General features: G+C 53.6%; 18 protein-coding genes and 2 pseudogenes. 10 read left to right on the top strand and 10 right to left on the bottom strand.

Annotated elements, in window-relative coordinates:
- The first annotated feature begins 370 nt into the window (after window positions 1-370).
- The 5 genes from FUA23_RS19045 to FUA23_RS19065 all read left to right on the top strand — a co-directional run bounded on the left by FUA23_RS19045 (window position 371) and on the right by FUA23_RS19065 (window position 4006).
- Window positions 371-967 (top strand): hypothetical protein, encoded by a 597-nt coding sequence (locus tag FUA23_RS19045; RefSeq protein ID WP_147932362.1) that lies wholly within the window; start codon window positions 371-373, stop codon window positions 965-967.
- A complete protein-coding gene (locus FUA23_RS19050; protein ID WP_147932363.1) occupies window positions 958-1806 on the top strand; it encodes a DUF3822 family protein in 849 nt (282 codons plus the stop codon). Before FUA23_RS19045 ends, FUA23_RS19050 begins: the two co-directional genes overlap by 10 nt.
- 92 nt (window positions 1807-1898) lie before the next feature.
- Complete coding sequence (locus tag FUA23_RS19055; protein WP_147932364.1) at window positions 1899-2468, top strand: RsmD family RNA methyltransferase; 570 nt, start codon at window positions 1899-1901, stop codon at window positions 2466-2468.
- Between the two features lie 247 nt (window positions 2469-2715).
- Window positions 2716-3159 carry a GNAT family N-acetyltransferase gene (locus FUA23_RS19060; RefSeq protein ID WP_147932365.1) on the top strand — a complete coding sequence of 148 codons (444 nt, stop codon included), beginning with the start codon at window positions 2716-2718 and terminating at the stop codon, window positions 3157-3159.
- A gap of 127 nt (window positions 3160-3286) precedes the next feature.
- A complete protein-coding gene (locus tag FUA23_RS19065) occupies window positions 3287-4006 on the top strand; it encodes a head GIN domain-containing protein (RefSeq protein ID WP_147932366.1) in 720 nt (239 codons plus the stop codon).
- A gap of 207 nt (window positions 4007-4213) precedes the next feature.
- Here FUA23_RS19065 and FUA23_RS19070 read toward each other — a convergent pair whose 3' ends face one another.
- Together FUA23_RS19070 and priA are read right to left on the bottom strand one after the other, a co-directional pair.
- The gene (locus tag FUA23_RS19070; protein ID WP_147932367.1) at window positions 4214-6316 is read right to left on the bottom strand and encodes a T9SS type A sorting domain-containing protein; all 2103 of its coding nucleotides are present in this window, start codon (window positions 6314-6316) and stop codon (window positions 4214-4216) included.
- Window positions 6317-6457: 141 nt separating this feature from the next.
- Window positions 6458-8956, bottom strand: coding sequence for a replication restart helicase PriA (priA, locus tag FUA23_RS19075; protein ID WP_246144373.1), 2499 nt, complete (start codon window positions 8954-8956; stop codon window positions 6458-6460).
- A 202-nt stretch (window positions 8957-9158) separates the two neighbouring features.
- Between priA and FUA23_RS19080 the strand changes: the two genes are divergently transcribed.
- The 4 genes from FUA23_RS19080 (at window position 9159) to FUA23_RS19095 (ending at window position 13843) form a co-directional block, all read left to right on the top strand.
- Complete coding sequence (locus FUA23_RS19080) at window positions 9159-10250, top strand: DUF4291 domain-containing protein (protein ID WP_246144375.1); 1092 nt, start codon at window positions 9159-9161, stop codon at window positions 10248-10250.
- A gap of 75 nt (window positions 10251-10325) precedes the next feature.
- Window positions 10326-10823 carry a dihydrofolate reductase gene (locus FUA23_RS19085; RefSeq protein WP_147932368.1) on the top strand — a complete coding sequence of 166 codons (498 nt, stop codon included), beginning with the start codon at window positions 10326-10328 and terminating at the stop codon, window positions 10821-10823.
- 387 nt (window positions 10824-11210) lie between these two features.
- Entirely contained in the window at window positions 11211-12419 is a 1209-nt protein-coding gene (porV, locus tag FUA23_RS19090; protein WP_147932369.1) for a type IX secretion system outer membrane channel protein PorV, read from the top strand.
- A gap of 350 nt (window positions 12420-12769) precedes the next feature.
- Window positions 12770-13843: a DUF1015 family protein gene (locus FUA23_RS19095; RefSeq protein ID WP_147932370.1), complete on the top strand. Its 1074-nt coding sequence runs from the start codon at window positions 12770-12772 to the stop codon at window positions 13841-13843.
- Window positions 13844-13887: 44 nt separating this feature from the next.
- Here the strand turns inward: FUA23_RS19095 and FUA23_RS19100 are convergent, their stop codons facing one another.
- On the bottom strand, window positions 13888-14727 hold the full coding sequence (locus FUA23_RS19100) for a sterol desaturase family protein (RefSeq protein ID WP_147932371.1): 840 nt from the start codon (window positions 14725-14727) through the stop codon (window positions 13888-13890).
- A gap of 83 nt (window positions 14728-14810) precedes the next feature.
- Between FUA23_RS19100 and FUA23_RS19105 the strand changes: the two genes are divergently transcribed.
- Window positions 14811-15587, top strand: coding sequence for an ion transporter (locus FUA23_RS19105; protein WP_246144376.1), 777 nt, complete (start codon window positions 14811-14813; stop codon window positions 15585-15587).
- A 119-nt stretch (window positions 15588-15706) separates the two neighbouring features.
- Here the strand turns inward: FUA23_RS19105 and FUA23_RS19110 are convergent, their stop codons facing one another.
- From FUA23_RS19110 to cysN, 7 genes and pseudogenes are all read right to left on the bottom strand, one after another.
- Entirely contained in the window at window positions 15707-17140 is a 1434-nt protein-coding gene (locus FUA23_RS19110; protein WP_147932372.1) for a glycosyl hydrolase 53 family protein, read from the bottom strand.
- A 169-nt stretch (window positions 17141-17309) separates the two neighbouring features.
- Window positions 17310-18359 (bottom strand): SusE domain-containing protein, encoded by a 1050-nt coding sequence (locus FUA23_RS19115; RefSeq protein WP_147932373.1) that lies wholly within the window; start codon window positions 18357-18359, stop codon window positions 17310-17312.
- Between the two features lie 120 nt (window positions 18360-18479).
- Window positions 18480-19007: pseudogene (locus tag FUA23_RS23180) on the bottom strand (RagB/SusD family nutrient uptake outer membrane protein); the annotation flags it as partial.
- A gap of 942 nt (window positions 19008-19949) precedes the next feature.
- A pseudogene (locus tag FUA23_RS23185) lies at window positions 19950-20687 on the bottom strand (RagB/SusD family nutrient uptake outer membrane protein); the annotation flags it as partial.
- A 13-nt stretch (window positions 20688-20700) separates the two neighbouring features.
- Complete coding sequence (locus tag FUA23_RS19125; RefSeq protein WP_147932374.1) at window positions 20701-23646, bottom strand: SusC/RagA family TonB-linked outer membrane protein; 2946 nt, start codon at window positions 23644-23646, stop codon at window positions 20701-20703.
- Between the two features lie 722 nt (window positions 23647-24368).
- Window positions 24369-25193: a hypothetical protein gene (locus FUA23_RS19130; RefSeq protein WP_147932375.1), complete on the bottom strand. Its 825-nt coding sequence runs from the start codon at window positions 25191-25193 to the stop codon at window positions 24369-24371.
- Between the two features lie 151 nt (window positions 25194-25344).
- Window positions 25345-26601 carry a sulfate adenylyltransferase subunit CysN gene (cysN, locus tag FUA23_RS19135; protein ID WP_147932376.1) on the bottom strand — a complete coding sequence of 419 codons (1257 nt, stop codon included), beginning with the start codon at window positions 26599-26601 and terminating at the stop codon, window positions 25345-25347.
- Between the last annotated feature and the right edge of the window lie 117 nt (window positions 26602-26718).

The following is a 26718-nucleotide window of genomic DNA, read 5'->3' on the forward strand; positions in this document are numbered from 1 at the left end:
TGCGCTTGAGTTGCTCCGAGTCGGTAAAAAGCTCTTCCAATGAGCGTGTCTTTTTGGTTTTCTTTGCCATAATAATCGTATCTAACTGTAAAGTAATGTAGACACACTTAGATGAACAGTCTCCTTCGATGGCTCGTTGAAGAAAGCCGGCTCCGCAACGAGTTGAAGTGCCCGTCCTGCGATCAACAAGCCCTCACTTTGCACCTGCGTCAGCGCCCAAACAACCGTCGGGTGGACGCCGGAAGCAAGAAAAATCAACTAAAATACGTACCAAACAAACGAAAAAGCACTACGTTGCACCAAACTAAAGGCAAGATGCATCTACCGGATGCCAGAAATGTTTTATACTTGCACAAATTAAAAGCTTCAGATGCGCACACTCTTCAGTCTACTCTTCCTGGTTCTAGCCTTTGTACTCGCTTTTTTGCTGTACAAAAGCATTGAAGAACCGATCGCTTTTAACGCCGAGCGCGCTGCACGGACCGAGGCCGTTTCCGGAAAACTGGAAATGATCCGTTCCGCACAGGACCTCTACCGCGACATCACCGGTGAATACGCTGCCAACTTTGACACGCTCAAAGAAGTACTGACCAATGGTCAGCTCCTCTCTATCCGCGTAGTTGGTGATGCCGACGCTGTTGACGGAGGCGTTGTTACCTATGACACCACTTACATTGCTGCCCGTGACACCGTCCAGGGTCTCGGCATCGTACTGGAAGGCATGGAAAACGTTCCTTACACCGGCCCGGAGTACGATACTCCTCTCGTTAAGTTCGACATCGATGCCAAGCAGATCGAATACCAGAGCACCAACGTTCCCGTTGTGCAGGTAGGCGTTCGCCAGAGTGCATTCATGGGCAAATACGGCGACACGAAGTACCAGCGGTACGACCAAACGTACGAGCCCAACCAACCGATTAAATTCGGTGATCTCTCTAAGCCAACCCTTTCCGGCTCTTGGCAGTAACCAACTATGATATAAGCTCCGCGGCCTACCGAAAGGAAGGTGCGCACGACTACGAACTGTCCATCCTTACGGGGATGGACAGTTTTGCGTATATCATTCGGGATCGTACCCACAACCGGTTGCTGGCTTACAAATCTGAAACCCTGCCTGCCAACGACCAGGCCAACTGGCCGGATACCATCAACCGTATCATCCAGAACGACGACAAACTGCGTTCGGTCTCTTACGGGAACTGTATCCTGGGCTGGGAAAGCGAACGACTCACTCTGGTACCGCAAAAGCTGTACGATGCCTCTAACCCACGGGTTTACCTGGAGCAGCTTACGCTCATTGGCCTGGAAGACGACGTTCGTGCCGAACGCTATCAGGAATTGGGAGGAGAACTTCTTTTTGCCGCCCCTCTCGCCCGGATTAATTCCGTTGAAAGAAGGTTGAGCCCCTTGCGGACCCACCATATTGCCGGAGGCCTTCTTTCGGCATGGGGAGCACGCTCCCGGCGACTGAGCCATCAGGCCATTTCCTGTTCCATACGAGGTAGCCGGATATTTGTAGCAGCCCACCGCTCTGGCCATCTGCTCTACTTCAACACTTTCGTCTTCACGGGCGCAAACGATGCCCTTTACTACCTGCTGCTGGCCTACCAGCAGTGTGGCTGGGTTCCCAGCCGTGTGCCGCTTTACCTCTGCGGCGAAATCACAGAACACAGCGAGTTGTACCGGCACTTCTACCGCTACGTCGAAGATATTCGGTTCTGTCAATACCCAACTCCGCCGGCCCTCCCGCCGGAACTTGCCAGCTTACCTGCGCATCTTTATTTTGAGTTGCTTTGTTTAGGATAAACTGAGAGCACCATTTAGTGTGGAACGCCCTGATCCCCGCTCAGCAAGTGCCCGCTGCTTTCCGAACCCTGCTGTCTAAATTCTTCTCCCCAATGCGCATTATCTCCGGAAAATTCAAAGGCCGTCGCTTCAATCCGCCCGCCGATAACTGGCCGACCCGCCCTACGACAGACTACGCCAAGGAAGGGCTCTTCAACGTACTGCACAACAATTGGCTCGACTTCGAAGATGAACGGTTTCTCGACCTCTTTGGCGGAACGGGCAGCCATGATTATGAATTCATCAGCCGTGGATGTACCGATGTAACTTACGTTGACAAGCACGGCCCGGCCGTCTCCTTCGTGGAAAGAACCGTGAAAACGCTCGGCATTGAGGAATACATTAAGATATTCAGGATGGATGTTTTCCGCTTCTTCAAGCGGAAAGTAGCAAAGCCCTATTCCTACATTTTTGCCGGCCCACCCTACCCGCTCCCTAATATCCCCGAACTCCCCGACCTGATTTTCGACGCAGGGCTCCTTGCCCCGAAAGGCTTGCTGGTGATAGAGACAAACCCTCATCACGATTTCTCGATGGACCCACGCTGTGTCGAAAAGAGGAACTACGGGAAGACCATTTTCTGGTTTTTTCAGCACGTCGAAGACCAGGAGGAGGAAGAATAGGGTTGCTGCCTGGCGGAGCAGAAGAGCCTTGCGTTGTATCTTCCCCTCTTAATTTATAAACCAGGAGTGTTCCGCCCGGGATAGTCTGCACATTACCGCTTTGGGTTCTTGCACAAGGCCCAAGCCTGGTTTTTCCCTGCCCCACCGGAAGAATAAGCTCAGCGGCAACAGCCTGAGCGAAGCTGTTCGGGCAAGTTGTGCCTGCACACCCGTGAACGGAACCCTCTGCTTTTAAACTCCCGCCGCTTTGTCTATCCAGATTCGCCAGGCAACCATCAACGACGTCCCCGCCCTGCACCGCCTTGTAGGAGAGCTGGCCGAGTACGTTGGTGAACGCCAAAATTTTACCGCAACAGTAGCCACTTACGAAGAAGACTTCCGCGACGGCTTTTATAAAGCCGTAGTCGCCGAAGATGAAGGCACCGTAATCGGAATGGCCCTGTACTATTTCACCTATTCAACCTGGAAAGGCCGGATGATCTATCTGGAGGATTTCGTTCTGTCTCCCGCTTACCGCCGCCGGGGAATCGGGCAAAGACTTTGGGACGTATTGCTGGAGCGCGGTCGGGAAAAAAAGTGCCAGTTGCTGAAGTGGCAGGTAGTAGATACCAATACCGAAGCGATGAAATTTTACGCTGCTCAGCAAAGTATAATGGAAGAGAACTGGATCAACGGTAAGCTTTATCTCTAACGGAGCAGTCAGGCTCTTCGTCCTTTCTTTGCACCTGCGTCAGCGCCCTCAACGTCCGACAGTATTTTCAGGAAAACGTGCAACCCTCATTTGGCACAATTCGTCTCTGATTTAAAATCACCCATTTATGAGACATTTACTGACAATTCTCCTCATTTCTTTCACCCTCACCCTCTCTGCACAGTGGGGGAACCGCAGCTCCGTCAAGGGTAATGGAGATGTTACCACAGCATCCCGTAGCGTCGATGGCTTCGATGGTGTAAGCACTTGCTGCGATATCGACGTTCTCCTCGTTAAGGGCAACTTCAGCGTTAAGGTTGAGGCCGAAAGCAACCTGCAGGAGCACATCAAAACCGACGTGGTTGGTGGCCGACTCGAAATCGGCTTCAAGGGCGACGTCAACATCAGGTCCCACAAGCAGATCACCGTGTACGTTTCCCTGCCGGAACTCGAATACGTGGGCGCATCGAGCAGCGGAACGATAAAAACCGAAAGTTCGTTCTCCGGTGAACGCATGGAAGCCGATGTGAGCAGTGGCGCCAGAATCACGCTCGATTACTCCGGTGGCCAGCTTTACACCAACGCCAGCTCGGGTGGCAACATGACCGTAAGGGGTTCATCAGACCGTTTCAAGGCCAATGTGAGCTCCGGAGGAAAGGTGGATGCCGAAGATTACCAGGCCAGAGAAGCCCGCTGTAACGCCAGCTCCGGCGGAGGCGTCGTCGTCCGGGTTAGTGATGAACTAGAAGCAAACGCCAGCTCCGGAGGACGTATTCGTTATACCGGAAATCCTTCCGATGTAGACTCCAATACGAGCTCAGGAGGCACTATCCGTCGGGGAAACTAAGTCGCCAACTACCGCTTCTACAAAAAGCACGACCGCTTCATAAAGGCGAGCTCTAAAATGCTTTCTCACCCTTTAAGTCCCCCTATATTAGAGGCATAATTACTCGTTTAGAGTATCATAGGGATGACTTTAGAAGCCCGGTCCAGTAGAGGACCGGGCTTTTTTTATGTCTTCACCTCTCCTTTTCCGGGAAGCAAAAACCGGACTTTAGCGGCGAACAATCACCTGCGTGACACGCCCTTCTTCCGTAGCACCAGAGAATAGATAAGTGCCTGAGGGAAGGTCCGTTAGATCAATTTCAAGGCGCTGTCCCCCTGCGGGTAATTCCTGACTTCCGGTTTTCAGTACCTGACCGTGGGCCGAAACCAGTTTCCAATTCAGAGCAGAAGCATTCCTCAGACTGAAACTAATCTGTGTTTCTCCGACCGTCGGGTTAGGGACCGTTTGGGCGCGGACGCGGGTGCGGGGTACGTTAGAGGTACCGGTAACAACTCCGTCTGCCCGCGGAGCGCCGGGAATCCACTGTTCGGCACCTCGTTCGTAAGCGCCTACCTCCGGGGCTGCGCCCCGGTAGCCATCCGTGATACCGGGGATGATCCGGCCGGCATTGACCATCGGGCTGTTGTCGTTGGGCCGGAAGTCGTTATTCGCCAGATCGACGAAGTTATCCATTGGATCAATGATGTTGTCCGCAACGTCCTGGCCTTCCCAGGGGCCCACGGGCGTGTAATTGTTCCAGACACGATTGTTGAGGTGCACGCGGCCATTAAGCCAGATCCCCATGGCAAGGTCTACGTTCCAGAAAGTATTGTTGAAGATGTCGTTGTTCCAGGCATCCCAGTTCATTTGCACTGCGCTCCAGCTGATGTTCCAGACCACATTGTGGTGCACATCGTAGCCTTTGGAGTCGTTGTCGAGGTAAATTCCGGCGCAACGTCCGTCAGCGTAGTCGGGCCCAAAGCTGTCGTGAAACCAGTTGTGATGGATGCTGGTATTCTTGTCATCCTCGTTCCCCACTACGTAGAAGAGACCGCCGTCGTTATTGATCCGCATTACATCGGAGACATCGTTCCACGCGATTTCCGAATTGTTGGTAGGAATGAATATACCGTCGCGTCCTCCGCCGACGATGGTGTTACTGATCACTTTCGAGTTCGTTGCCCGACAACGAATCGGAGAAGAATGGTTTCCTACGGTATTGAACTCACGGATTTCGTTGCCCATGATTACCACCCCTGTTTCTCCGGCCCAGCCCTGTACCGAAATCCCATTCAAAGATCCGCCTTCGATCAGATTATCCTCAATCAGGGTGTTACTCGCCTGAATGTATACTGCTCCTTCGCTTACCTGAGCATCCGTATTCCCCAGTTCATCCAGGCTTTGGAGGCCATGCCTGATTTCGCAATTACGGATGATACAGTTTTCAGCTTTGATGTTGACGATTCCCCCGAAGGTCGTCAGGCCTTCCACGACGATCCATTCTTTTCCGAGGAGTACCGTGCGCTCACGGCTGGCGTATTCAACCGTTGCATCGTTGGGATCGGCGTTACTCGGCGCGATGAAGAATACTTCATCTGCAGCAGCGTCGAAGTACCATTCCTGGGGATAATCCAGCAAGTCTTTGTCTCCGAAGAGGAAGAAGCGGCCGCGGTTTTCGTTCCGGAAAACCGTCGGGTTGTGCGGGTTGAACGGCCAGCGGGAAATATCGTTGGCCACGTGGGTGATGGTGTTTCCGCTAACGGAATTGATCGGTTGGGTCCAGCTTGCTCCTGAATGCGCGCCGAGGTACCATACGTAACCGTCCGTAATGTCGGCACCAGCGGGCAAATTGGTTGCAACGATGGTGTTGGCGCTGCCGCCCTCGACCGTCATTGCATCTATGGTGAAAGGATCGCCGTCCGTATTGTTGGGCCAGCGGGCGTTGTCCATTGGTTCGGCGTTGTAGTAAAGCATTGTTCTCCGCCCGAATTCTATGTCGGCGGCTGTTTTCCAGATATTACCCTCCAGGTTTTGCCAGCCAGACAACTCTTCGGTGGCGGAGATGATTACTTTGTCTTCACCGAAAGCCCTGAAGGTGATCGGGTTGGCCTCCGTCCCGCCGTTGGCGGGCGACAGCACTTCACGGTAAACCCCTTCTTTGATGTAGCATACATCACCGGCAACCATCAAGCCGGCGGCTTTGGATATGGTAAGGAAAGGGCTCGTTTCTGAACCGTCGTTGGCATCGCTTCCGTCTTTAGCAACGTAGTAGTCTGCAGCACTTAATAAAGAGGTACAGAAAAGAAGGAATAGTAGTGTAATTGCACGCATAATCGCTGGTATTGATGTTTTATCTTAGAAGATAAAGATGCCCCGGCGGTTATGTAGTTTTCACCCTTTTGATGATTTGTGGTAGAGATTGAACGCTCTCTGGCTTACCTACCCCGACGCCTTACCGCGCCTGCACCAATTTTAATACGGATCGACATCCACGACCACCCGAACCCCGGTCAGCCGTTCCGTTTTTCCGAGCTGAGTTACCGCTTTTTGTAAAATCCCCTTAACCCGGTTGAGTTCTTTCCCGTCCGGCTTCACACGGATAACCATCTCCTGAAGATAATAGGTCCGCAGGCGGGCGACGCTGGGCTCAAACGGCCCGTCGAGGGTATCACGGAGATGATGTTTCAGCCAACCGCCCATCAGTTTGGCGCCTTCCTCCACTATGGATCGTTTGGGGTGGCGCAGCTGCACGTGGATCATCTTCACGTAGGGCGGGAACCGGTGCTCGGCCCGGTGGCGGCTTTCGCGCCCGATGAAACGGTGGTAATCTTCGTCGATCACATCATGGATCACGGGATGGCCCTTCTCCATCGCCTGAATGATGACCTTACCCTGGCGGTGCTTCCGGCCGGCACGGCCGGCCACCTGAACCATCAGCTGGAAGGCCCGCTCGTCGGCCCTGAAATCGGGGAAGCGCAGGAGTTGGTCGGCGTTGATGATGCCAACGAGGCCTACTTTTTCGAAGTCCAGCCCTTTGGTCACCATCTGGGTACCCACCAGAATATCCAGCTCACCGAGCTCGAAGCGGCTGAGGAGTTCTCCGAGTGCGTTTTTGCCCCGGGTGGTATCAGCATCCATGCGGGCAAGGCGTGCGTCGGGGAGGAAAATTTTGAGTTCGTCCTCTATTTTTTCGGTTCCGGTTCCGCCGAGTTTCATCTCCGGGCTTCCGCAGGCGGGGCATTGTTCGGGCGGAGTTGCGGCATAGCCGCAGCAGTGGCAGCGGAGGCGGTGCTGGTATTTGTGGTAGGTCAGGCTGACGTCGCAGTTGACACACTCGATGGTGTGGTCGCAGGTCGGGCAGAAGTAAACCGGGGCGAAGCCTCTCCGGTTCTGAAACAGAATGACCTGCTCGCCGCGCTCCAGGGTCGCTTTTATTTCGTTGATCAGGGTTGGGGTGAAGAAAGCGTGGCGTACGCCTTTTTCGTTTTCCTCGCGCAGGTCGGCCACCTCGATGGCGGGCATAGCGATGCCGCCGAAGCGTTGGGGCATGCTCACCAACCCGTACTTACCCCGCCGGGCGTTCTCCCAGCTTTCCAGACTCGGGGTCGCGGTACCGAGGATGGTCTTCGCGCCGTGGAGATGGGCCAGGTACACCGCAACGTCGCGGCCGTGGTAGCGGGGTGCAGGTTCTTGTTGCTTGTAACTGGAGTCGTGCTCTTCGTCGACTACTACGAGGTCAAGGTTCGTGAACGGCAGGAATAAAGCGGACCGCGGACCGACGACCGATAACTCTCCGGCCAGTACTGCTTTCCAGATTTCTACCCGTTCCATATTGTTGAGGCGGGAGTGGTAGACGGCGATCTTATCGCCGAGTACGCGCTGGAGGCGCTTAACGATTTGTCCGGTCAGGGCGATCTCGGGCAGCAGGTAGAGGACTTGCTTGCCCTGCCCCAGCACTGCCTGCATCAGCTCCAGGTAGACGCGGGTCTTTCCGCTTCCCGTAACCCCGTGTACGAGGACGGGTTTCCCGGCTTCATGAAAACCCTGCACCTGCGCCAGCGCCGTCACTTGCTGCTCGCTCAAATCGAATGCCTCGCCGGCCTCGCCTTCGGCACCACTGATTCTGCTGACTTCGTGTTCGTAAAACTCGAAAATACCCTTTTTCACCATCGCTTTGATCACGGCGTCTGATGCTCCCGTTCGCTTCGTAAGGTCTACCCGGCGAATGAAGGGCTTGTCGCGCATCAGTTGCAGGTATTCCAGCAAAACGGCCGTTTGGCGCTCAGATTTGCTCACCAGCTCAAAGGCTCCAATCTGCTCTGCCTCGGTCGTGTAGGCGGGCGTAAAACGTACACATTTCAGCTTTTTGGGCTTGTATTTCAGTTGTAGTTCTTCCTTCAGGAAGATGATCCGTCGGTCGAGCAATCGCCGGATGACGGGATAAACGGTTTTTTTCTGGAGGATGTCGCGGACGTCCTTGAGCGAAAGCTCGTGTTGCAGCGTGAGCGCCTCCACGATCATGTATTCCTGGTCGTCCATCTGCGTGGCGTCATCGCTGAAGAGCGGGCCGAGGGTGATGATGGTTTCGCTGGTGAGTTTGAGGTGGCTCGGCAGGCCGGCGGCCATCACTTCGCCGACGGTGCAGCAGTAATAACCGGCCATCCATTCCCACATTCTGAGTTGCGTCTCGGTAATGAGCGGCTCCAGATCGATGACGCTCAGGATCGGTTTCACCTTATAACCGGGGTGCTTGCCGTGCAGCCTCCGTACAATTCCGGTATAGTGTTTATTGCGGCCAAACTGGACCTCTACCCGGATCCCGGTCTGCAACTGATTTACCATTTCCTCCGGCACGGAAAAAGTGTACGTCTGGCGTAACGCCAACGGCAGAACGATGTCGGCGTAGATGGTGCCGGAGGCGGGGGTATTGGTATTTTGGTCTATTGTTGGTTTGGTTGGTTGACGAATCACAAATGTAGGTAAGAAAGGTTTAGCTTACACCTTTTGTTTGAAGAGCAGAGCAAGGATTTTGCATGATCAGCAACCTTTCCGCTTCCGGGCGCGGCCGCAGGTGCAGGGTGCGTTTTTTTGAGACGCCAGGCACGCCAGGAAGACCGCCGCAACCTTCGGGAACGAATCCGGTGTTCTTCATCTAAATCCAACTTAACGTAGAATGACACCTAAAGAGAGATTTACAATTGAATTTGAGAACCTGATTGCCAGTCGCGATGACCAAAGAGCTTGGGATTTTCATAAAATAGACCCCAGTGGCCTGACCCAACTTGAACACCTGGAGTTTGCTCAGCAACTCTTTGAAGAACCCTGGCACGGGTTCCACAACGAGTTGGCCTACGAATTTCAACGTGCGGCCCACCCTGCTACCGCTAAATGGATGTTCGATCAGATAGTGAAGGGGGGGATACCAGAATTCGACTATAAGCCGATCTCACGGGTATTCACCTGGGCGCTGGCCGATATCGGCACAAATGAAGCCAGGAACTACCTCGAAATCCTTGCCGGAGGCGACGACGAAATTGTTGCGGGCTTTGCACGAAAACGACTTGATAGTTGGGAAGAAGAGCTGGCCCGCAAGGGGCGCAAAATTCCGGAAACGGGCTATCACAACTGGCGCATAAACATTGAGCCTTACGCCAATTATCAGGCGCGTGTTCCCGCCTCCGGCCGCTACATCCTGGCTTACCAGGCGGGGGATAACGTCGTTTTGTACCAGGCTTATAAACCGGCCATTGCCGGCTATGCCGTGGAGCATCAGCAATTCGGAGGCTCCGCCTTCAGCTACAACCGGATGTCTTGGGTGAAGCCTAATTTCCTGTGGATGATGTACCGCTGCGGTTGGGCCGAGAAAGAGAACCAGGAGCGGGTGCTGGCGATATACATTAGCAAGAAAGACTGGGAAGAGGTGCTAAGCCAGGCGGTCTTCAGCTCTTACCAGGCTGATGTTTACGAAACGGAAACTGACTGGAAAGCCCGTTTATCCAGCAGCGAAGTTCGTTTGCAGTGGGACCCGGACCATGATCCCTACGGCGGCAAACTCGAGAGAAAGGCCATTCAGATTGGGATGAAAGGAGCTATTTTGCACCGGTTTGGCACCGAAATGATCCAAAAAATCGTGGATGTGACACCTTTTGTGACAACCCAAAAGCTATACGTTGACCGGCGCGACCTGGCGAACCTTGAAGTTCCTATAGAAACGGTGTACGAAGCGATGAACAAGGATATTCTCCCGGGCATTGGCCTTACCTAAAGGCAAATGAACGAAACCAAAAAAGTGCTAACCGCAGCAGCTCAATCAAGAATTGAGAATACCTACCTTTGCCCCATGAAACTATCCGCCATAGTAGCTACCGACCGCAAAGGCACCATCGGGAAGGACGGCCAAATCCCCTGGTACTTACCCGCTGACCTAAAATTCTTCAAACGAACGACGCTCGGCCACCCCGTAATTATGGGCCGCAAGACCTTCGTCAGCATTGGCCGGCCCTTACCTAAGCGTACCAACATCGTGCTCACCCGCGACGCTTTTTTCTCCGCCACCGGTGTGGTCGTTGAGCACAGCCTGCAGGGCGCTCTGGCCCACCCTTCCGTTACTGAGGCTGAAACCGCCTTCATCATCGGTGGCGGCGAACTCTACAAGCAAAGTCTTGATCTGGTCTCCACCGTTTACCTCACCATTGTCGACGCCGAAATCGAAGGCGGAGACGCCTTCTTCCCTAAACTCGATCCCACAGAATGGCGCGAAGTATGGAGCGAAGGCCACCGCCCGGAGGGCAAGAACGAACTGGCCTACCGCTTTTCCCGCTGGGAGAGGAGGTTGTGAGTAGCGGGTAGAATGTAGTACTGACGCTGGCCCCCACTCATTCCGCTACGCTCATTCGTCTTCGGACAAGTAAACGCGGTGAGCGGTGCTTGCGGCAGCACTACCCACTATCAATCTTCCCACTATAACTGATGAGCAAGCACAGCGCCGCGAACGGTAACGGCGGTAGCACTACCCACTACTTTCTACCCACTACCAACCGCCTAACTACCAAATTAACTATTTTTGCGCCATCATAAGTCACCCCCCCGAAAATAAGCACAAGCAACCAACCGTTAAAAAAGCCTTAACGCGCACCAAGGCGCGCAATACAACGATTTAACTACGCGCCACCGATTGACAATTCTCCCCCCCCGGTGCGCATATTTTCGGAAATCAAAAGCTAACATGCAACGAATCTTACGTAACTCTTTGAGTATCCTGGCCATCTGCTGCCTCACATTTTCGCTGAACGCTCAGCAGTGTATTGACGACCCTGAACTCGGAGTAATATCACCCGACGGTTCTCCCTGCGTAAATACAGTGATCTCCGCCGTTCCCTTCCTGCGCATCAACCCGGATGCTCGCGGCGGTGCGATGGGCGACGCCGGCGTGGCCCTCTCCGGAGACGCCAACTCACTGCACTACAACGCCAGCCGCCTGGCTTTCGCCCCGGAGGAAGCTGCCTTCGGCGCTACCTACACGCCCTGGCTCCAGGCGCTGGGCCTGAACGATGTTTACCTCGCCTACATCGGAGGTTACAAAAAACTTGACGAGTTTCAGGCCGTCGGAGCCTCCCTTCGTTACTTTAGCCTGGGCGACATCCAGTTTACGGACGTGAACGGCCTGAGCACCGGTACCGGTAAGCCCAACGAATTCGAATTCGCCCTGGCCTACACCCGTAAGCTGAGCGACCGGTTCAGCGCCAGCCTTACCGGTAAGTACATCAACTCCAACCTGGCCAGCGGCCAGGAAGTGAGCGGAAAGGTACTGGAAGCCGGCCAGGCCTTCGCCGCCGACCTCGGTTTTACTTACCGTAACGACAACATCCGCTCCAGCGGTGGAAGACGTAACAAATTCGCCATCGGAGCAGCAATTACCAACATCGGCTCCAAGATCACCTACACCAAAGACACCGTGCGTGACTTCCTCCCTGCCAACCTCGCTGTTGGTGCCGCGTACACTTTTGATCTTGACGCTTATAACGAAATCACAGTAACGGCGGAGACCAACAAACTTCTGGTACCAACTGGTTGTGACGGCACGGACGTTTTTTGCGACCAGGACGCCATTGACGACCAAAGCCCGATTTCCGGTATCTTCAGCAGCTTCAGCGATGCCCCCCAGGGTTTTGGCGAGGAACTGCGCGAGTTCACCTACAGCGTTGGTGTTGAATACCTCTACGACAAGCAGTTTGCCGTACGTGCCGGTTACTTCAGCGAGCATAGCACAAAGGGCGGAAGAAAATACCTCACCGCCGGTCTGGGCCTGAAATACAACATCTTCGGCCTTAATTTCAGCTATCTGGTTCCTACTTCCAGCCAGCGTAACCCGCTGGACAACACGCTTCGCTTTAGCCTCCTGTTCGACTTCGGAGCTACCGCCGACGCCAGATAAACCGCTAGCCTGCTATGCTCTGGCGACTGCACAGTCGTTGCCCCACGTTGTAGTATTCGTGGTCGTTTCACTGCGCACTAGCCGGGAGCGAGATCAGTTCGCCCGGTGAACTGAAAGAATAAAATTCCTTGTTCCCTTAACAATTTTAACAGAGCATATCCCGTATATTGCAGGAACAACCAATTGCACGTTGGTTTTTTAAGATTTTTTATAACTGGGGTTTAGTTCAGGAGAGGTGCCGCGCTTGCGTGGTGCCTCTCTTTCGTTTGCAGAAAGGGTGAAGTAGCTCGTTCTGTTTTCCGTAACCAATAACCCCAACTTTTCCTACATTGCAGGAACTCAGCTAGTACATGACAATTAAGTTATACCCTTTCCCCTCCTTTCTGCATCCGGCGTTTGGCAATTCTGTTTCCGTGCTACCGCTCACCCGCGATGGTGTACGACTGGTCCCCTCCGGCGAGTTGGTGCCCACGGAGGAAGCGTCTTTTGCTGAACTAACGATCCGTACCGGCCATAACCAACAACAAGCCCGTGGCATATGTGGTCTCGTTGCAGCCTCCGCGTTTCTGGACGGTACCGTGCACCCGCACGAAAAGACCCTGCTCGCGCGCTTACAACGCCAGGAAGCAACCGTACTCGCCGATGGCGGAGCGCTCGGCAAACCCGTTTTGCTGACGGCTCCCAACCTGAACGAATGGTGGCAGAAAGTAGACTCCGATTACCACCTCTCCGACAAGAAGGTGATCTATAACGGACAAAACAACGATTACCAACTTCGCACTTTCCAACCAAAGTCTGAGGCGGGAACTGCGCCCCTCAGTCTCGACTTTGCCGGCCCCCTGGTCATTGCCGATGGTCACCACCGGGCGGAGACCCACGCCCGGCTTTCCTCCAAAGGTGAGCGTGTCTGCGACTTCATTCCCGTTTGCATCATAGGGGGCAACGAACTGACCATCGGTGCCTTTACCCGTGTTGTCGACTACGAACGACCACTTCCCGAATTACTGTCCGGGTTACGTGAGTTTTTCAGCTACGAAGCGGTAGAATCACCGCTGGCCCCCACCCAAGCCGGTGAGTGGTTGATGGTCTTTGAAGGCTCGTACTACCGTCTCCTCCGAAAAGCCGACAACGATAAAAGCATCGATTCCGAATGGCTCGACCATACCGTACTGCCCCGCACTTTCGGCATCGAGGACACCAGAACCGATGCGCGCATCGTATTCGAACCAACCCCGGACCCGCAGGATGGCATTCTGCAGTTTCCTTCCGAAGCCGGAAAGGTGTACCTGTGTGGCTTTCCGCTGCCGGTCGATTCGTTTTTCGCTGAGGTGAAAGCAGGCCACTGCCTGCCTCCCAAAAGCACCCGCTTTGAACCCCGCGTCCCGAGCGGATTGGTGGTCTGGCAGCCCCAACGGACCTCGTAACCTTCCTTGCACCTGCGGCCGCGCCCGAATGCGGTTTCTGTGACCTATAATTTTTCCTCAGTATCGTACTTCAGGGTTTCGCGCTTCACGAACGGTACTTTGAGCATATGCCCGATGTCGGAATGATCGGCAAGGTCCATGTGCGTGTCTACTCCGTAAATAAGTTTGGTATTGTCTACCTCGGAGTAAGTCCCGAAGATGCGGTCCCAAAAACTGAAGATGTTACCAAAATTAGTGTCCGTGTACGGCATCCGGTAATGGTGATGCACCCGGTGCATGTCTGGCGTAACCAGAACCGGTGACAACACCTTATTGATCCATTTGGGCACCACTATGTTGGCGTGGTTGAACTGAGACAGTACAACGCTCAGACTCTGGTACAGAAATACCAACCAGATCGGTGCACCAACAATCAGAACCGCAGCGGTGGTGAAAATAAAGCGGATTACGCTTTCTCCCGGATGATGGCGATTGGCACTCGTGGTATCGATATGTTGATCGGTATGGTGGATAAGGTGGAAACGCCACAGCACCGGAATGCGGTGCTCGGTCCAGTGCGCAGCATAAGCCCCGATGAGATCGAGCAGCGGCAGCCCAAGTACCAGTACCGCCCATACCGGCAGATTCAGCCATTGCAGCAATCCGAAATCGGCCGCCACGACCCATTCGCTCGTACGCACAAGGATGAACGCAAGAATGAAATTGACGATGATGGTGGTGAGGGTAAAGAAGAAATTGATGCCGGCGTGCTTCCACTTCCCGTACGTATTGGCGAACAGCGGAACCGCGCTTTCGATCAGCCAGAAAATGGTGATTCCGCCGACCAGAATGAGGCTCCGGTGGGAAGACGGAATGGTTGTAAAGTAGTCTACGATTGTTTGCATGATGGTTGTAAGGTACAAGTTGCAGCTTATAAGTTGCAACTACTCAGCCCGCAACCTGTAACTTGCATCCTGAAATCTGTAACATGATCAAACGCCTTTTCCTTAGTGAGCGCGCCATGCTAACCGCCATTATTATCAATGCGGTAGTGATTTTTGCGCTCTACTTCCCTACGCTGAGAAACAACGAATGGCTCCTTGCCATCGACCACGCCTTCATCCTCTTTTTTCTGATCGAGGTTATCGTAAAACTCATCGTGTTAAAGCCTAAAGCTTACTTCCGTGGCAACTGGAACCGCTTCGACTTCATCATCGTGATGGGCAGCCTCCCGGTTTTTCTGGAGGGCCTTTTCCCGATCCCCGAAGCTACCGGCCTGCTTATTCTGCTGCGCCTGTTCCGGCTGGTACGACTGGTACGGTTTTTACGGTTTATCCCCAACATTGAACACGTGATGACTGGCCTGGGGCGGGCCATTAAAGCCTCGGTCTTTGTGCTCGTTGCCCTGGTGTTCCTCAACTTCATGCTCGCCATCCTCACCTGCCATTTTTACGCCGACATCGCTCCTGAGTATTTCGGGAACCCACTGGTGAGTATTTACAGCATTTTTCAGCTGTTTACGCTGGAGGGCTGGAACGAAATTCCGGCTGCGATCGTACAAACTACCGATAGCGCTTTTACGATCGGGATGACTCGTTTCTACTTCGCCATCGTGGTAATTCTGGGCGGAATCTTCGGCATGAGCCTGGCCAACGCCGTGTTCATCGATGAAATGATGATGGACAACAACGAAGAACTTGAAAAAAAGGTGGACGCCCTTACCGACGAAATCAGAATGCTGCGGGAAACACTAAGTCAAAAATAGCGGTGAACAAACCGGACTTAAAACCAGCACGTACCCCTCAATTTATAAATCAGGAAATCTATGGCGCTCCCATTTCCGGGGGCGCGGACGCAGGTGCAGGGTACGGATAACAGCCTCGCTTACTCCTGAAGCAACAGTACCCTGGCCGCAAATGAGTTGCCGGGCCATCCATCAATTTTCACGACATAAACGCCAGCCGGTAATTCGGGCAGCGGCACACTCTCGTACCCCGCTCCCCTGGTACCCAACGGGTACCTCAACATCACTCTTCCGCTGAGATCCACCAGTTGCAGGCGGGCCCTTTGGTCCGCTAAGCCAGCCGCAAAGGTTACCTCAAGCGCACGCCCTCCCGGGCTGACAAGCACACTAACCGGAGGCTCCCCTGCGGGGAGCTCGGCGTGGGAGACCAGTCCGTCGTAGTTGTAGGCATAAAAGCCCATCCCCCCGTCAGGAAGTACGTTGTTGGTGAAATCGAAAAAAGCAGCGTGTTCCTGATGCGAGCCCTGCCCCCATTGTGTCCGACAGGGAGAACTCACCCATGCGGGTTCCCAGTAAATCACCCCCGCCGCACCGCGGCGGATCATTTCCTGCGTCAGGTCTACCAGCCATCGTTTCTGGTTGTTTGGGCTGGCGGGCGCGTAGCCTGGTTGCACCGAACTAATAATGTTGTTGGCAGTATCGTTGCTTTCGGTTGTCCAGATATAACCCGTTTCAAAGATCATCACTTCCTTGCCGGGGTAATCGGCTTTCAGCCGCTCAACGATGTCTCCGGCGTCCCCAATCGTTGTTGGCTGGTGCCAGGCCCAGTAATAGGAAAGGCCGATGACGTCAAAATCCGTTACTCCGTGCTCTTCGAAGCCTTCAAGCAACCAGCCGGCGTTGGTTGGTCCGGCAATGTGAATAGCGATCCCAATGTTTTTTCCGGTCTCCACTTCAACGTCGCGCACCGCTGCGATGGCCCGGTTGAAGAGGGCCGCGTTACGCGGCCAGTCTAAGGCCCAGCCAGCCGCATCGTCCTCCGCAGATTGCAGGATGCCCTTATTGGTTTCGTTTCCGATCTGAACCATTTCCGGCATAAGGTTACCGGCATTGAGGTTCAGCAGCGTAGCGTGAATGTAATTGTAGAGCGAATCTTCCAGCACCGACAGGTTATCTGTTACCCCGGCCCAGGCGGCGGGGACAATTTGCCGGCTGGGGTCCGTCCAGGTGTCGGAGAGGTGAAAGTCGAGCAGGACGCTCATCCCTGATGCTTTTGCGCGGGCGATGCTTCGTTTTACGTCGGCCAGATCTCCGTAGCGGTTGCCGTCGTTGAGGTCGTCGTACCAACGGGGATTGTGCCAAATGCGCAGGCGCACCAGGTTTGCACCCGCATCGGCAAAAATGGTGTAAGGGTCTTCCTCCAGCCCTCCTGCCTCGTAGCGCACGCCGCAGTCCTCCATTTCATTCACGTAACTGAGGTCGGCACCGAGGTAGAAACCGGGCTGGGCCCGGACGGTGGCTCCGCAAAGGATTAGGACGAGTAGCAAGTTGATTCTGATCGTTGGGCTCATCATATTCACAAAATGTATCAGGGCGCAGACGCGGGATGCAATGACCGTTTTTTGAGGAGCAGGGCAACCAGAGATCACCTCCAAAACCGTGCCTTGTACCTGCGGCCCCGCCCTTAAAAAAGGAACGGCCGACAAACCAAAGTCTGCCGGCCGTTATTCAAAAACAAGTCGATTAATTTTTGGTCAGCGAATAGCTGTAAATCGGGCCGGTCAGATCGACAACGATGGTGTAGTTGCCACCTTCAGCGACTACGATGTTATCGCCGCCGTACTCCAGTTTCAGGTCAGCGCCTACGTCTCCGAAGTCCAGGTCCCATGCGTCGTTGGCGCGGAACTTGATCTCACCTTCAACCAGGTCAATCGTCAGGCTCAGGAGGCCTGTTTCTGCATCGTACACGAGGTCGGTGTCTGAGTCCCAGCCGGTCGGTGTAGCTGAACCGATGAGGCCCCAGTTCGTGACGGTTGCGGTGTAGGTCAGGTCATTGATGTTGGCGTTAAGACGGTAAAGGCCGGCTTCGCCGGCCATGATGTTGTCGCCGCCTGCGTCGAGGGTACCATCCGCACCGGTATCACCGTAATCCGCATCCCAGTTGGGCTGTGGGGTAAATTTGAACTGATTGTTTGCCTCAGCGAAGAAAACGTAACCATCGTAGATGCCGTTATCCTCCACACTGTGAAGCCTCGGCGCATCGGGCGCATCGGGGCTCCAGCCCTGGTGAGCGCCGGGTACGTAAATCTTGGGGTACTCTATTTCAGCCTCGAAGGGCGTTACGTTCAGTGAAATGGGGCTTGAGTACAGTACGTTGTTATCCGCAGTTGTACCAACGCTGGCTTTGATACGGACTTCCACCGCCTGGCTGGTGCCTCCGGCGATACCGTTGTTGATCAGAAAGTTGTTTATTGTACTGTTTTTCGCGGTACCGCTCAGTGCATTCACCGCAGGAATGATGGAGGTCGGCTCAGCAAAATCGGTACCGGCCAGGGCCACCTCTACCGAGTATCTCGCTCCTGCCGGAAAACCAAAATCGGCAGCACTCCAGGTGAAGGTAGGGAAGTCATCCTCACGGGTGCTTTCTTCGATGATGAACGAAGAACCATCCGCCGGAGCAGAAATAGATGAAGGTGCGCCCAGCGTCAGTACCGGGTCGAAAGACTCTTCTTCACAGGCCGTGAAGGAGAGCAAAATCGCCGCGAAGGCGAAAATGAAATGTTGCTTTAACATTGTTTATTTTATTTAATGATTATCACAAAAGACGATAACCGTAGTAGTGAGAGCAGCCGGCAACATCTTTCTTATGAACGGCTGTCATCCTCTGCTACCACTACTACGTTACGGTCGTTGCTAGTATCCTGAGTTCTGCTGCAGGTTCGGGTTAGCGCCGATATCTGCTGAAGGAATAGGGAAAACGTCGCGGAAAGCAGGGACTTGTGTTCCGTCCGGAGCACCGCCCTTGAGCGGCCATACGTAATCGCCGTCAGAGAACTGTCCGAAACGAACGAGGTCGGTACGGCGATGACACTCCCAGTAGAGTTCGCGTGCGCGCTCATCGAGGATGAAATCGAGGTCGAGGTCGCTGTTCTGGATGTTGCCAGCAGTATTTCCGTAAGCACGCTCACGCAGCAGGTTGATGTACCCTACTGCTTCTTCGGTGCTGCCACCACCTCCGCGCAGTACTGCTTCGGCGTACATCAGGTAGACGTCGCCAAGGCGGAAGAGCAAAAAGTCGGTATCGGGGAACGCCAGGTCAGAGCCCGCAACACCGTCGCGGGTAAGGTTGGTGAATTTCGTTACTGCGTAGCCCTGGGTGAACTGAGTTACGTCGTCGATTTCCAATGTCTGTCCTTCGGTGAAGAACATCGCACGGCGGTCGGAGGCAGGTACCTCAACACCAAAAGTGTAGTCGGGATTATTGAGGTATAAGCTTACTTTGTAGAACCCGTCACGGACTACACCGATGTTATCCCCACCTTCTTCGAGCAGGCCATCGGCTCCGGTATCACCGTAGTTGAGGGCCCAGTCGTCGTTGGCGCGGAACTTGATTTCGTTGCCTGCGGTCAGTGCTACTTCCAGTTCCCACGCCCCTGTTTCCGGGTTGAAGGTCATATCGGTATCGGCGTCCCAGCCGCCGGGAGTGGCGCTTCCGATAAGGCCGAACTGAACCTTTTCAGCAGTATAGGTAAGACCGTCGAGATCAGCGGTTACGCGGTAGAAACCATCCTCGGCAACGGTGATGTTATCACCGCCGCCTTCTACGAGGCCACCACTTTCATCTACACCATAAGCGGCATCCCAGCTGCCAAGGGCAAATTTGAAAGCGAGGTCAGCTCCTTCCGGGAAGTAAACGTAGCCAGTATAGATGTTCTCCTCACCGCGCTTAGCAAGTGCGGTAGAATCGTTCATCGGGTCCCAGCCCTGGTAAGCGCCGGGTACGTTCAGTAGTTCGTAGGTATTACCGGGGAATACAGGTGCGTTGACGACCTGTCCGCCGCCACCGGCGGAGGGGAACTTCTCTACGAGAGCACTGGTTACGCGGGTACCGCCCCAGCCACCATCAAGGCCAAAAGCTGCGGGATCCATGCTTCCGCCTACTGCAGCGTGGGCGATGAAGGCCATCCCACCGAAGGTGCGCGTGCTGACGCCGTCGAAGAGAATGGGGAAGATTGTCTCGTCACTGCCATCGTTGTCGGCAACGTAGAGATTAGCGTACTCGGGCTCAAGGCTGAACCCTGCATCAATGATCTTCTGGCAGTAAGTCAGGCAGTCAGCGTAGCGGTTATCTCCCACGTGCACTTCTGCATTGAGGTAAAGTTTTGCGAGGAGCATCCAGACGGCAGCACGGTCGGCACGGCCGTATTCGTTCTGGCGCGCGTCGATCATTTCGTCTTCAATCGCCAACAGTTCTGATTCTACGTAGGCAAAGACTTCGCTTGCGGTAGCCTGCTCGGGGAAGAAAGCGCCCACGGCGTCCTCCTCGGTTACAAAGGGAACGTTGCGGAACAAGTCAAGCGCGTGCCAGTAGCTGAGTGCGCGCAGAAAGCGGGCCTCGGCACGGTATTCGGCAACACGGTCTGCAACGTCGCCGCTCTGACCGCGGCTTGCCAGCTTTTCTTCACTGCTTTCGCGGATGAATTCATTGGCCAGACTGATCTGGTAGAAAATCCGGTTGTACATCGCCGCGATGAACTCATTGGAGGTGCTCCAGTCCTGTTCTTCGTAGTCGTGGATGTTGCCGTCGTTCCATGCGATCACGGCTTCGTCGGTTGTAAGTTCCTGTGCTTTCCAGTACTGGCGCAGGTAGGTAGAGAATCCTTCGTCGATACCGCTGATGTCTGGCTGACCGGAAGGCCCCTGCTGGCCGGAAACCGACAGGCCGGCATAGAGTTTGGCGAGTACCTGTTCGTAAGAAGCAGGGTCGTCGTACACGATATCGGCGGTGATTTCGTCCGGGTCGAGGGGAACGGTATTAAGGTCGTCGAAGCAGGAGGTAAACCCTGTGGCCATTGCCAGTAAGAGCAAGGCTGCGAAAAATTTATTCATCGTTGTATTCATGATAGCACTAATGTTAAAAGTTTACGCCTACTCCCAGGAGGATGGTGCGGGCGCGGGGGTAAATGGTGTTGTCGATACCACCGCTCACTTCAGGGTCGATGCCTTCGTAATCAGTGATAACAAATGGATTCTGAACGGTCAGGTAAGTACGGATGCTGCTACCTTCACCAACTACATCATCGAAACGGTATCCTGCCGTAACGTGATCAAGACGGAAGAAAGAAGCATTCTGAACGAAGTAATCGCTGAAGTAGCGAACCTGCTCGAAGTCTGTTTCCGTGATTTCCGGCAGGGTGTTCGTTACAAAACCAGTACTGTTTACCAGTCCGCCGTAGCTCAGGCCACTCACGTTGTTGTTGTAAACGTAGTTGCCGAAGCTGGCACGTCCGGCCGTAGAGAGATCGAACTTGCCAACGTTGTAGTTCAGCGTCATACCAAAGAACGAACTGGCCTGCGGGCTTTCGTAGCGGTAGAGGTCGCCGTTGTCAACCACCCCGTCTCCGTTACGGTCCACATAAACGCCCTCAACGGGTACGCCGGCGTTATCGTAAACCTGCTCGTAAACGTAAAACGAAGAAGGCTGGAACCCGACACTGTGAATCTGAATGTTGTTACCCACACCACCTGAAATACCACCAGTGGCAACACCAATGTAGTTCGGGTCTTCAGTAGCAGTAAGGCGTGTAATCTCGCTGTCCTGAATGGTGAAGTTCACGGCAACTTCAAGGCTGCTGTTCTTCGTACGGTATGGAGTACCGTTCAGGCTCAGTTCAATACCCTGCCCCTCCAGGTCACCTACGTTTGAGGTAATGAAGTTAGTCAGGTTCGTACCTGCGGGAACGGGAATAAAGTTCAGCAGGTCACTCGTTTTGCGGGAGTAAACTTCTACCGATCCGTTGAGCCGATCGTTGAAGAAACCGAAATCCACCGCTACGTTGAACGTAGCTGACTCTTCCCACTTAAGGCCGGAGTTATAACCTTCGGGGCGCAGTGTGGTAATGAAGCGGTCACCAAACTGGTAACGGGCATCGTCAAAACTGGCAAGGTAAATAGCCTGCGACGGGTAAAATCCACCAACGTCCTGCTGACCGGTTACACCGTATCCAACGCGGAGTTTGAGGCTGTTCAGGCCCTTTTCGTTGTTAGCATTATCAATTACTTTGTAAGCAGCTGCAGCAGAAGGGAAGATACCATAACGGTTGTCTTCGTTGAAACGGCTGGAGCCATCCCGACGAATTGTACCGGTCAGGAGCAAGCGGTCACCAATTGAAATATTGGCCCGACCAAAAAGCGACAGCAGGTAGTACTCGCTGGCACTTTCACCGGATTGAGGTTCAGAACCGTCCAGTTGCTGGTTGAAGAAAGAACTGGCAAAAGAGAAGTTCTGCCAGGAGTAACCGCCCAGTACGTCGAGGCCGAAACCTTCGAATTCCTCCGCGTAGTTCAGATAGAATTCGAGCAGTTTATTCTTGTTCTCAGAGTCGTAGCTGTTATCTGCACCACCAGCATTAGCACCATCGAATGCGAAAGCCGCCGTAGCGGGCGTGAAAACTGTTCCTGAACCTTCGCTTACATCATAAGCCACATTGAGATTGGCCCGTAGTTCCGGCAGGAAAGGCATACGGTAATCCGCAGAGAAGTTAGCGATGTACCGGTTTACATCCGACTTGTTTTCGACCTGCTCCAACAGAGCAAGCGGATTGGCCGGAGCCAGCGTTTGCGGGTTGGTGCTGCCCATTTGAGTAATGTAGTTGTAGCCTCCGAACTCGTTGTCAGCAAAGACCGGGCGGGTTGGATCGAAAGCGAGGGCTGCTCCCAGCGCTCCGCGGTCGGCAAAGTTATTGCTGGTCGAGATGCCTTTGATCCCCGCATTGATCTGCAGGGTATTTTCAAGGAAGCCGGGGTTGATGTTCAATCCGTAAGAAATACGCTGAATCTGATCTGTCTTGAGCACGCCTTCCTGATTGGTATAACCCACCGATGCCCGGTAAGGGAGTGATTTGATCGAGCCCGAAGCACTTACGTTATGATTGTGGAAAAGCGCAGTTTGCAGGATTTCGTCCTGCCAGTCGGTGTTAGCATCACCGAGCAAGTCCAGCTGCGGGCTTCCTTCCCCGAATTGATCTGTGATCAGGGCGCGGTACTCGTCTGCATCCAGAACTTCCAGGCGATTAGCTGCTGAGCTGACACCAACAGAACCATTGTAGGAAAGCTTCAAACCGCTGCCAGCAGCACCTTTTTTGGTGGTTATGATAACTACACCATTAGAAGCCCGTGAACCGTAAATAGCCGTTGCTGATGCATCTTTCAGCACCGTAAAGGTTTCAATATCGTTCGGGTTAACGAGGTTGAGTGGGTTACGGCTACCGCTTACGTCCCGTCCTTCGATCGGCACGCCGTCGATGATAATAAGCGGGGAATTGCTCGCGCTGAGCGAAGATCCACCACGAATACTGATGCTGGCTCCACCACCCGGCGAACCGTCGGTAGTAACCTGAACACCCGCAACCTTACCGGAAACAAGCTCCTGGGCCGAGGTAATCGCTCCCTGGTTAAACTCCTTGGCGGAAACCGTTTCCACCGAGCCCGTAGCATCTTCCCTTTTTACAGTACCGTAGCCAATCACGACCACTTCCTCTAACTGAGAGCCCGATTGCAGGACAACGTCAATTACGGAGCGTGTCCCTACTTCCACGACCTGTTCGGCGTAGCCGGTGTAAGAAACAGTTATGGACGTAGCGCCGGCAGGCAGCTCCAGGCTGTACTTCCCATCATAGTCGGAAACAGCCCCCGTCTGGGTGCCCGTAACCAGAATGTAGGCTCCGATCAGGGGATCCCCCGTCTCTCCGTCTGACAGCGTACCCGTAATGGTCCGCTGTGCGAACACCGACTGCGCGGCCAGCAAAAGGCCGAACAGCAAGAGGCCGCTCTTTATAACTTTTTTGACTTTAAGTTTCATATTACTACTTTTTTATAAAAATGGTTTACAATCAAAGGTTGAGCGCACACATTGCATCTGTGCTGCTACTCAACTGACGATTAAATAGGTGGGTGCACTTTATGCAAAGATCTCTTCGGCTCTGCACCTTCCTCAGCGAGGATCAAAATTTGTTCCGGCCAATTATTCGGGATATGGTAGAACAGCCTTTCGTTGGCCGGTGCGGCCAGCAGCGTTAAACAGGGCACCTCTCTTCTCGTAAAAAAACCGTCTTTATCCGGCACAGGGCTCCGTTTCTCCGCAAGGGCGGGAATGGTAAGCGAACTAACCACCACAGTGATAAGCCCGACGACAGCCAGCAAGTCAGTCCGTAAGTACATGATCGATAAAAACGGCTTGCAGCCCTATTCTGACGCAAACGCTTGGTACACACTATTTTCGCTTGCTCCAATCCTTAAATCGAGAGCTTTTCCGTCAATTGAAAATACAACATCAGGTCATCTACCGATTTCTGGCAGAGTTTGTTTCTACTTTTTCGAATAATTAACCCGCGCAATTTAGCTCAAATTCACAAATTCCACCTAATTCTTTCTCCATATCTCATAAGAACGATGGGATAAATCTGCATCGGATGGCTTTGAGCAGAAGAACTCCCCCCTCTCTGATGGGGCTTAAACATCGATGTATCTACTGCTTTACGGGCTTGATCACACTGATGTTACTGCGCCTGCCTTAGCCTTCGGTTACCTGGCTCCTGTAACCATAAGCCAGTTTTTTAAGCCCTCAAAAATGCCGTCAGCAACGGTATTCTCGTCTTCAGTAAGATCGATAGTACCAAATACTTCGCGATAATCAGCGGCAAACTCGAGGGTAAGGTCTTCGCCACGCTCGGGTGCCTCCGGTACAGGGAAGTCCAGTACAAACGGTTCTGAGTTATAAAGGTCGATCCGTACCGTATCGTTGGTGGCGACAAGCAAATACTGTGCAGAAGCGGTAAGGTAGCCTTGCCCGTCGTTGAAGTTGAGTAAGCCCTCCTGGGTTGACAGGGGCGAGGTCGCAGGTGCAGAGGAAGGGACGATGGCAGGGAAATCCTCCGCCATTCCCAACCTTCCCTGCACCTGCGTCAGCGCCGTTTCCCCTACGCTGAGCCGGCCCACGGTGCTCGTTGTCGACCCCGTCGTATTCAGCAGCACCAAATTGGCGTTGAAATCAGTCAGCACCGTATCGCTACCGCTGACTACGCCCACTTCAATTTCGTTTACGGGCGTCGGCAACAACTCATTGCCTGCCACCAGTTCCAATTCTGTAAGGTACACCCTGAAGTTGAGCACCCTGATTTCGTTTCCTGCTCCGTCGGGGTACACATCGGTCGCAAGGAATGCCGAGTCGGCCCAGAAACGATCTACATCCATACTAAAGGTAGGGTACACACAGCAGTCGGAACACGACTGGTCGGCCAGGATGTCGTAGTTCGTTGCGTCCAGGTCAAGACAGGCAATATTGTCTTCGTAGCACGAAGCAGCCAGTAAGGGAATGAGAACCAAGAAGAGTAAGAGAGAACGGGGCATAAAAATGGCTTGGGGGGAGGCAAAGTTAGGTCTTTCCACCGGGTGTTTACTTACTGCGTTTCGTCGGTATATTTGTTCGCACACAAAAATGCGGGAACAGCCCTGAAGCTATTCCCGCACCCGAAAATTTCATCGGTTACTGGTGGCCGGATCAGATGACCATTCCTGCAGCAACGGTTTCGTTGGTTTGCTCGTCGATCAGGATAACAGAACCGGTGATTCTGTTTTTGCGGTAGCTGTCAACAAAGAGCGGTGCCGTTGTACGGAGGAGTACCCGACCGATGTCATTCATCTTGATGTCTTTGTTCTCCTCGTCGCGGTGCAGCGAGTTGATATCAAGACGGTAGCGAACGTCTTTCACCATACACCGTGCCTCTTTGGTCGTGTGCATAATGCCGTATTTACCGCCTGGCTGAAGAGGACGCTCGTTGAACCAACAGAGCATCACTTCCACATCCTGGGTCACTTCAGCCTGGTTGTTGGTACGAACGATCATATCGCCGCGGCTAATATCAATATCATCTTCCAGCAACATAGTTACTGACATTGGCGGGTAGGCTTCTTCCAGCTCACCGTCGTAAGAATCGATCTTTGCAACTTTGGTGGTAAAGCCACTGGGCAGGATGGTTACTTCGTCACCTTTCTTCCAGACGCCTCCGGCGATACGGCCGGCGTAGCCACGGTAGTCGTGGTATTCATCGTTGTAAGGGCGGATAACAGTCTGTACCGGAAGGCGACAATCGATGAAGTTGTTGTCGGAGCCAATATGAACGTTCTCCAGGCTGTAAAGCAGCGTAGAGCCACCGTACCAGTCCATGTTCTCAGACTTCTCAACCACGTTGTCTCCGAGGAGAGCGGACATCGGGATGAAGTCAATGTCTTTCACATCCAACCGGTGGCTGAAGGTCTGAAAATCATCTTTGATTTTATTAAAAGCTTCTTCGCTGAAATCAACCAGGTCCATCTTGTTTACACAAACAATGAGGTGAGGGATCTGGAGGAGGCTGGCGATGAAGCTGTGGCGGCGGGTTTGCTCCACCACACCGTGACGGGCATCGATCAGGATCAATGCAACGTTGGCGGTAGATGCACCAGTCACCATGTTACGGGTGTACTGGATGTGGCCGGGGGTATCGGCAATAATAAACTTACGCTTTGGCGTAGCAAAGTAGCGGTAAGCTACGTCGATTGTAATGCCTTGCTCACGCTCAGCTTTCAAGCCGTCGGTTAACAGGGCGAGGTTAACGCCTTCTTCACCGCGCTTAGAGCTGGTGGTTGCGATTTGCTCGTACTGGTCTTCAAAGATGGACTTTGAATCATAGAGGAGACGGCCGATGAGGGTTGATTTGCCGTCGTCTACAGAGCCGGCTGTTGTGAAACGTAGGAGTTCAGTATTATCTAAGGTCATTTTCTTTAGTTTTTTGTGGCGCGCGAACGCAGGTGCAATGTTTAGGTTGAAGGGAGAACGGTACATGAAACCTGATTTCTCCGGATACGGTAACCGCAACGACCGGTTGGGTTACCA

Source organism: Neolewinella aurantiaca (genome assembly GCF_008014675.1).
GTDB lineage: Bacteria > Bacteroidota > Bacteroidia > Chitinophagales > Saprospiraceae > Neolewinella > Neolewinella aurantiaca.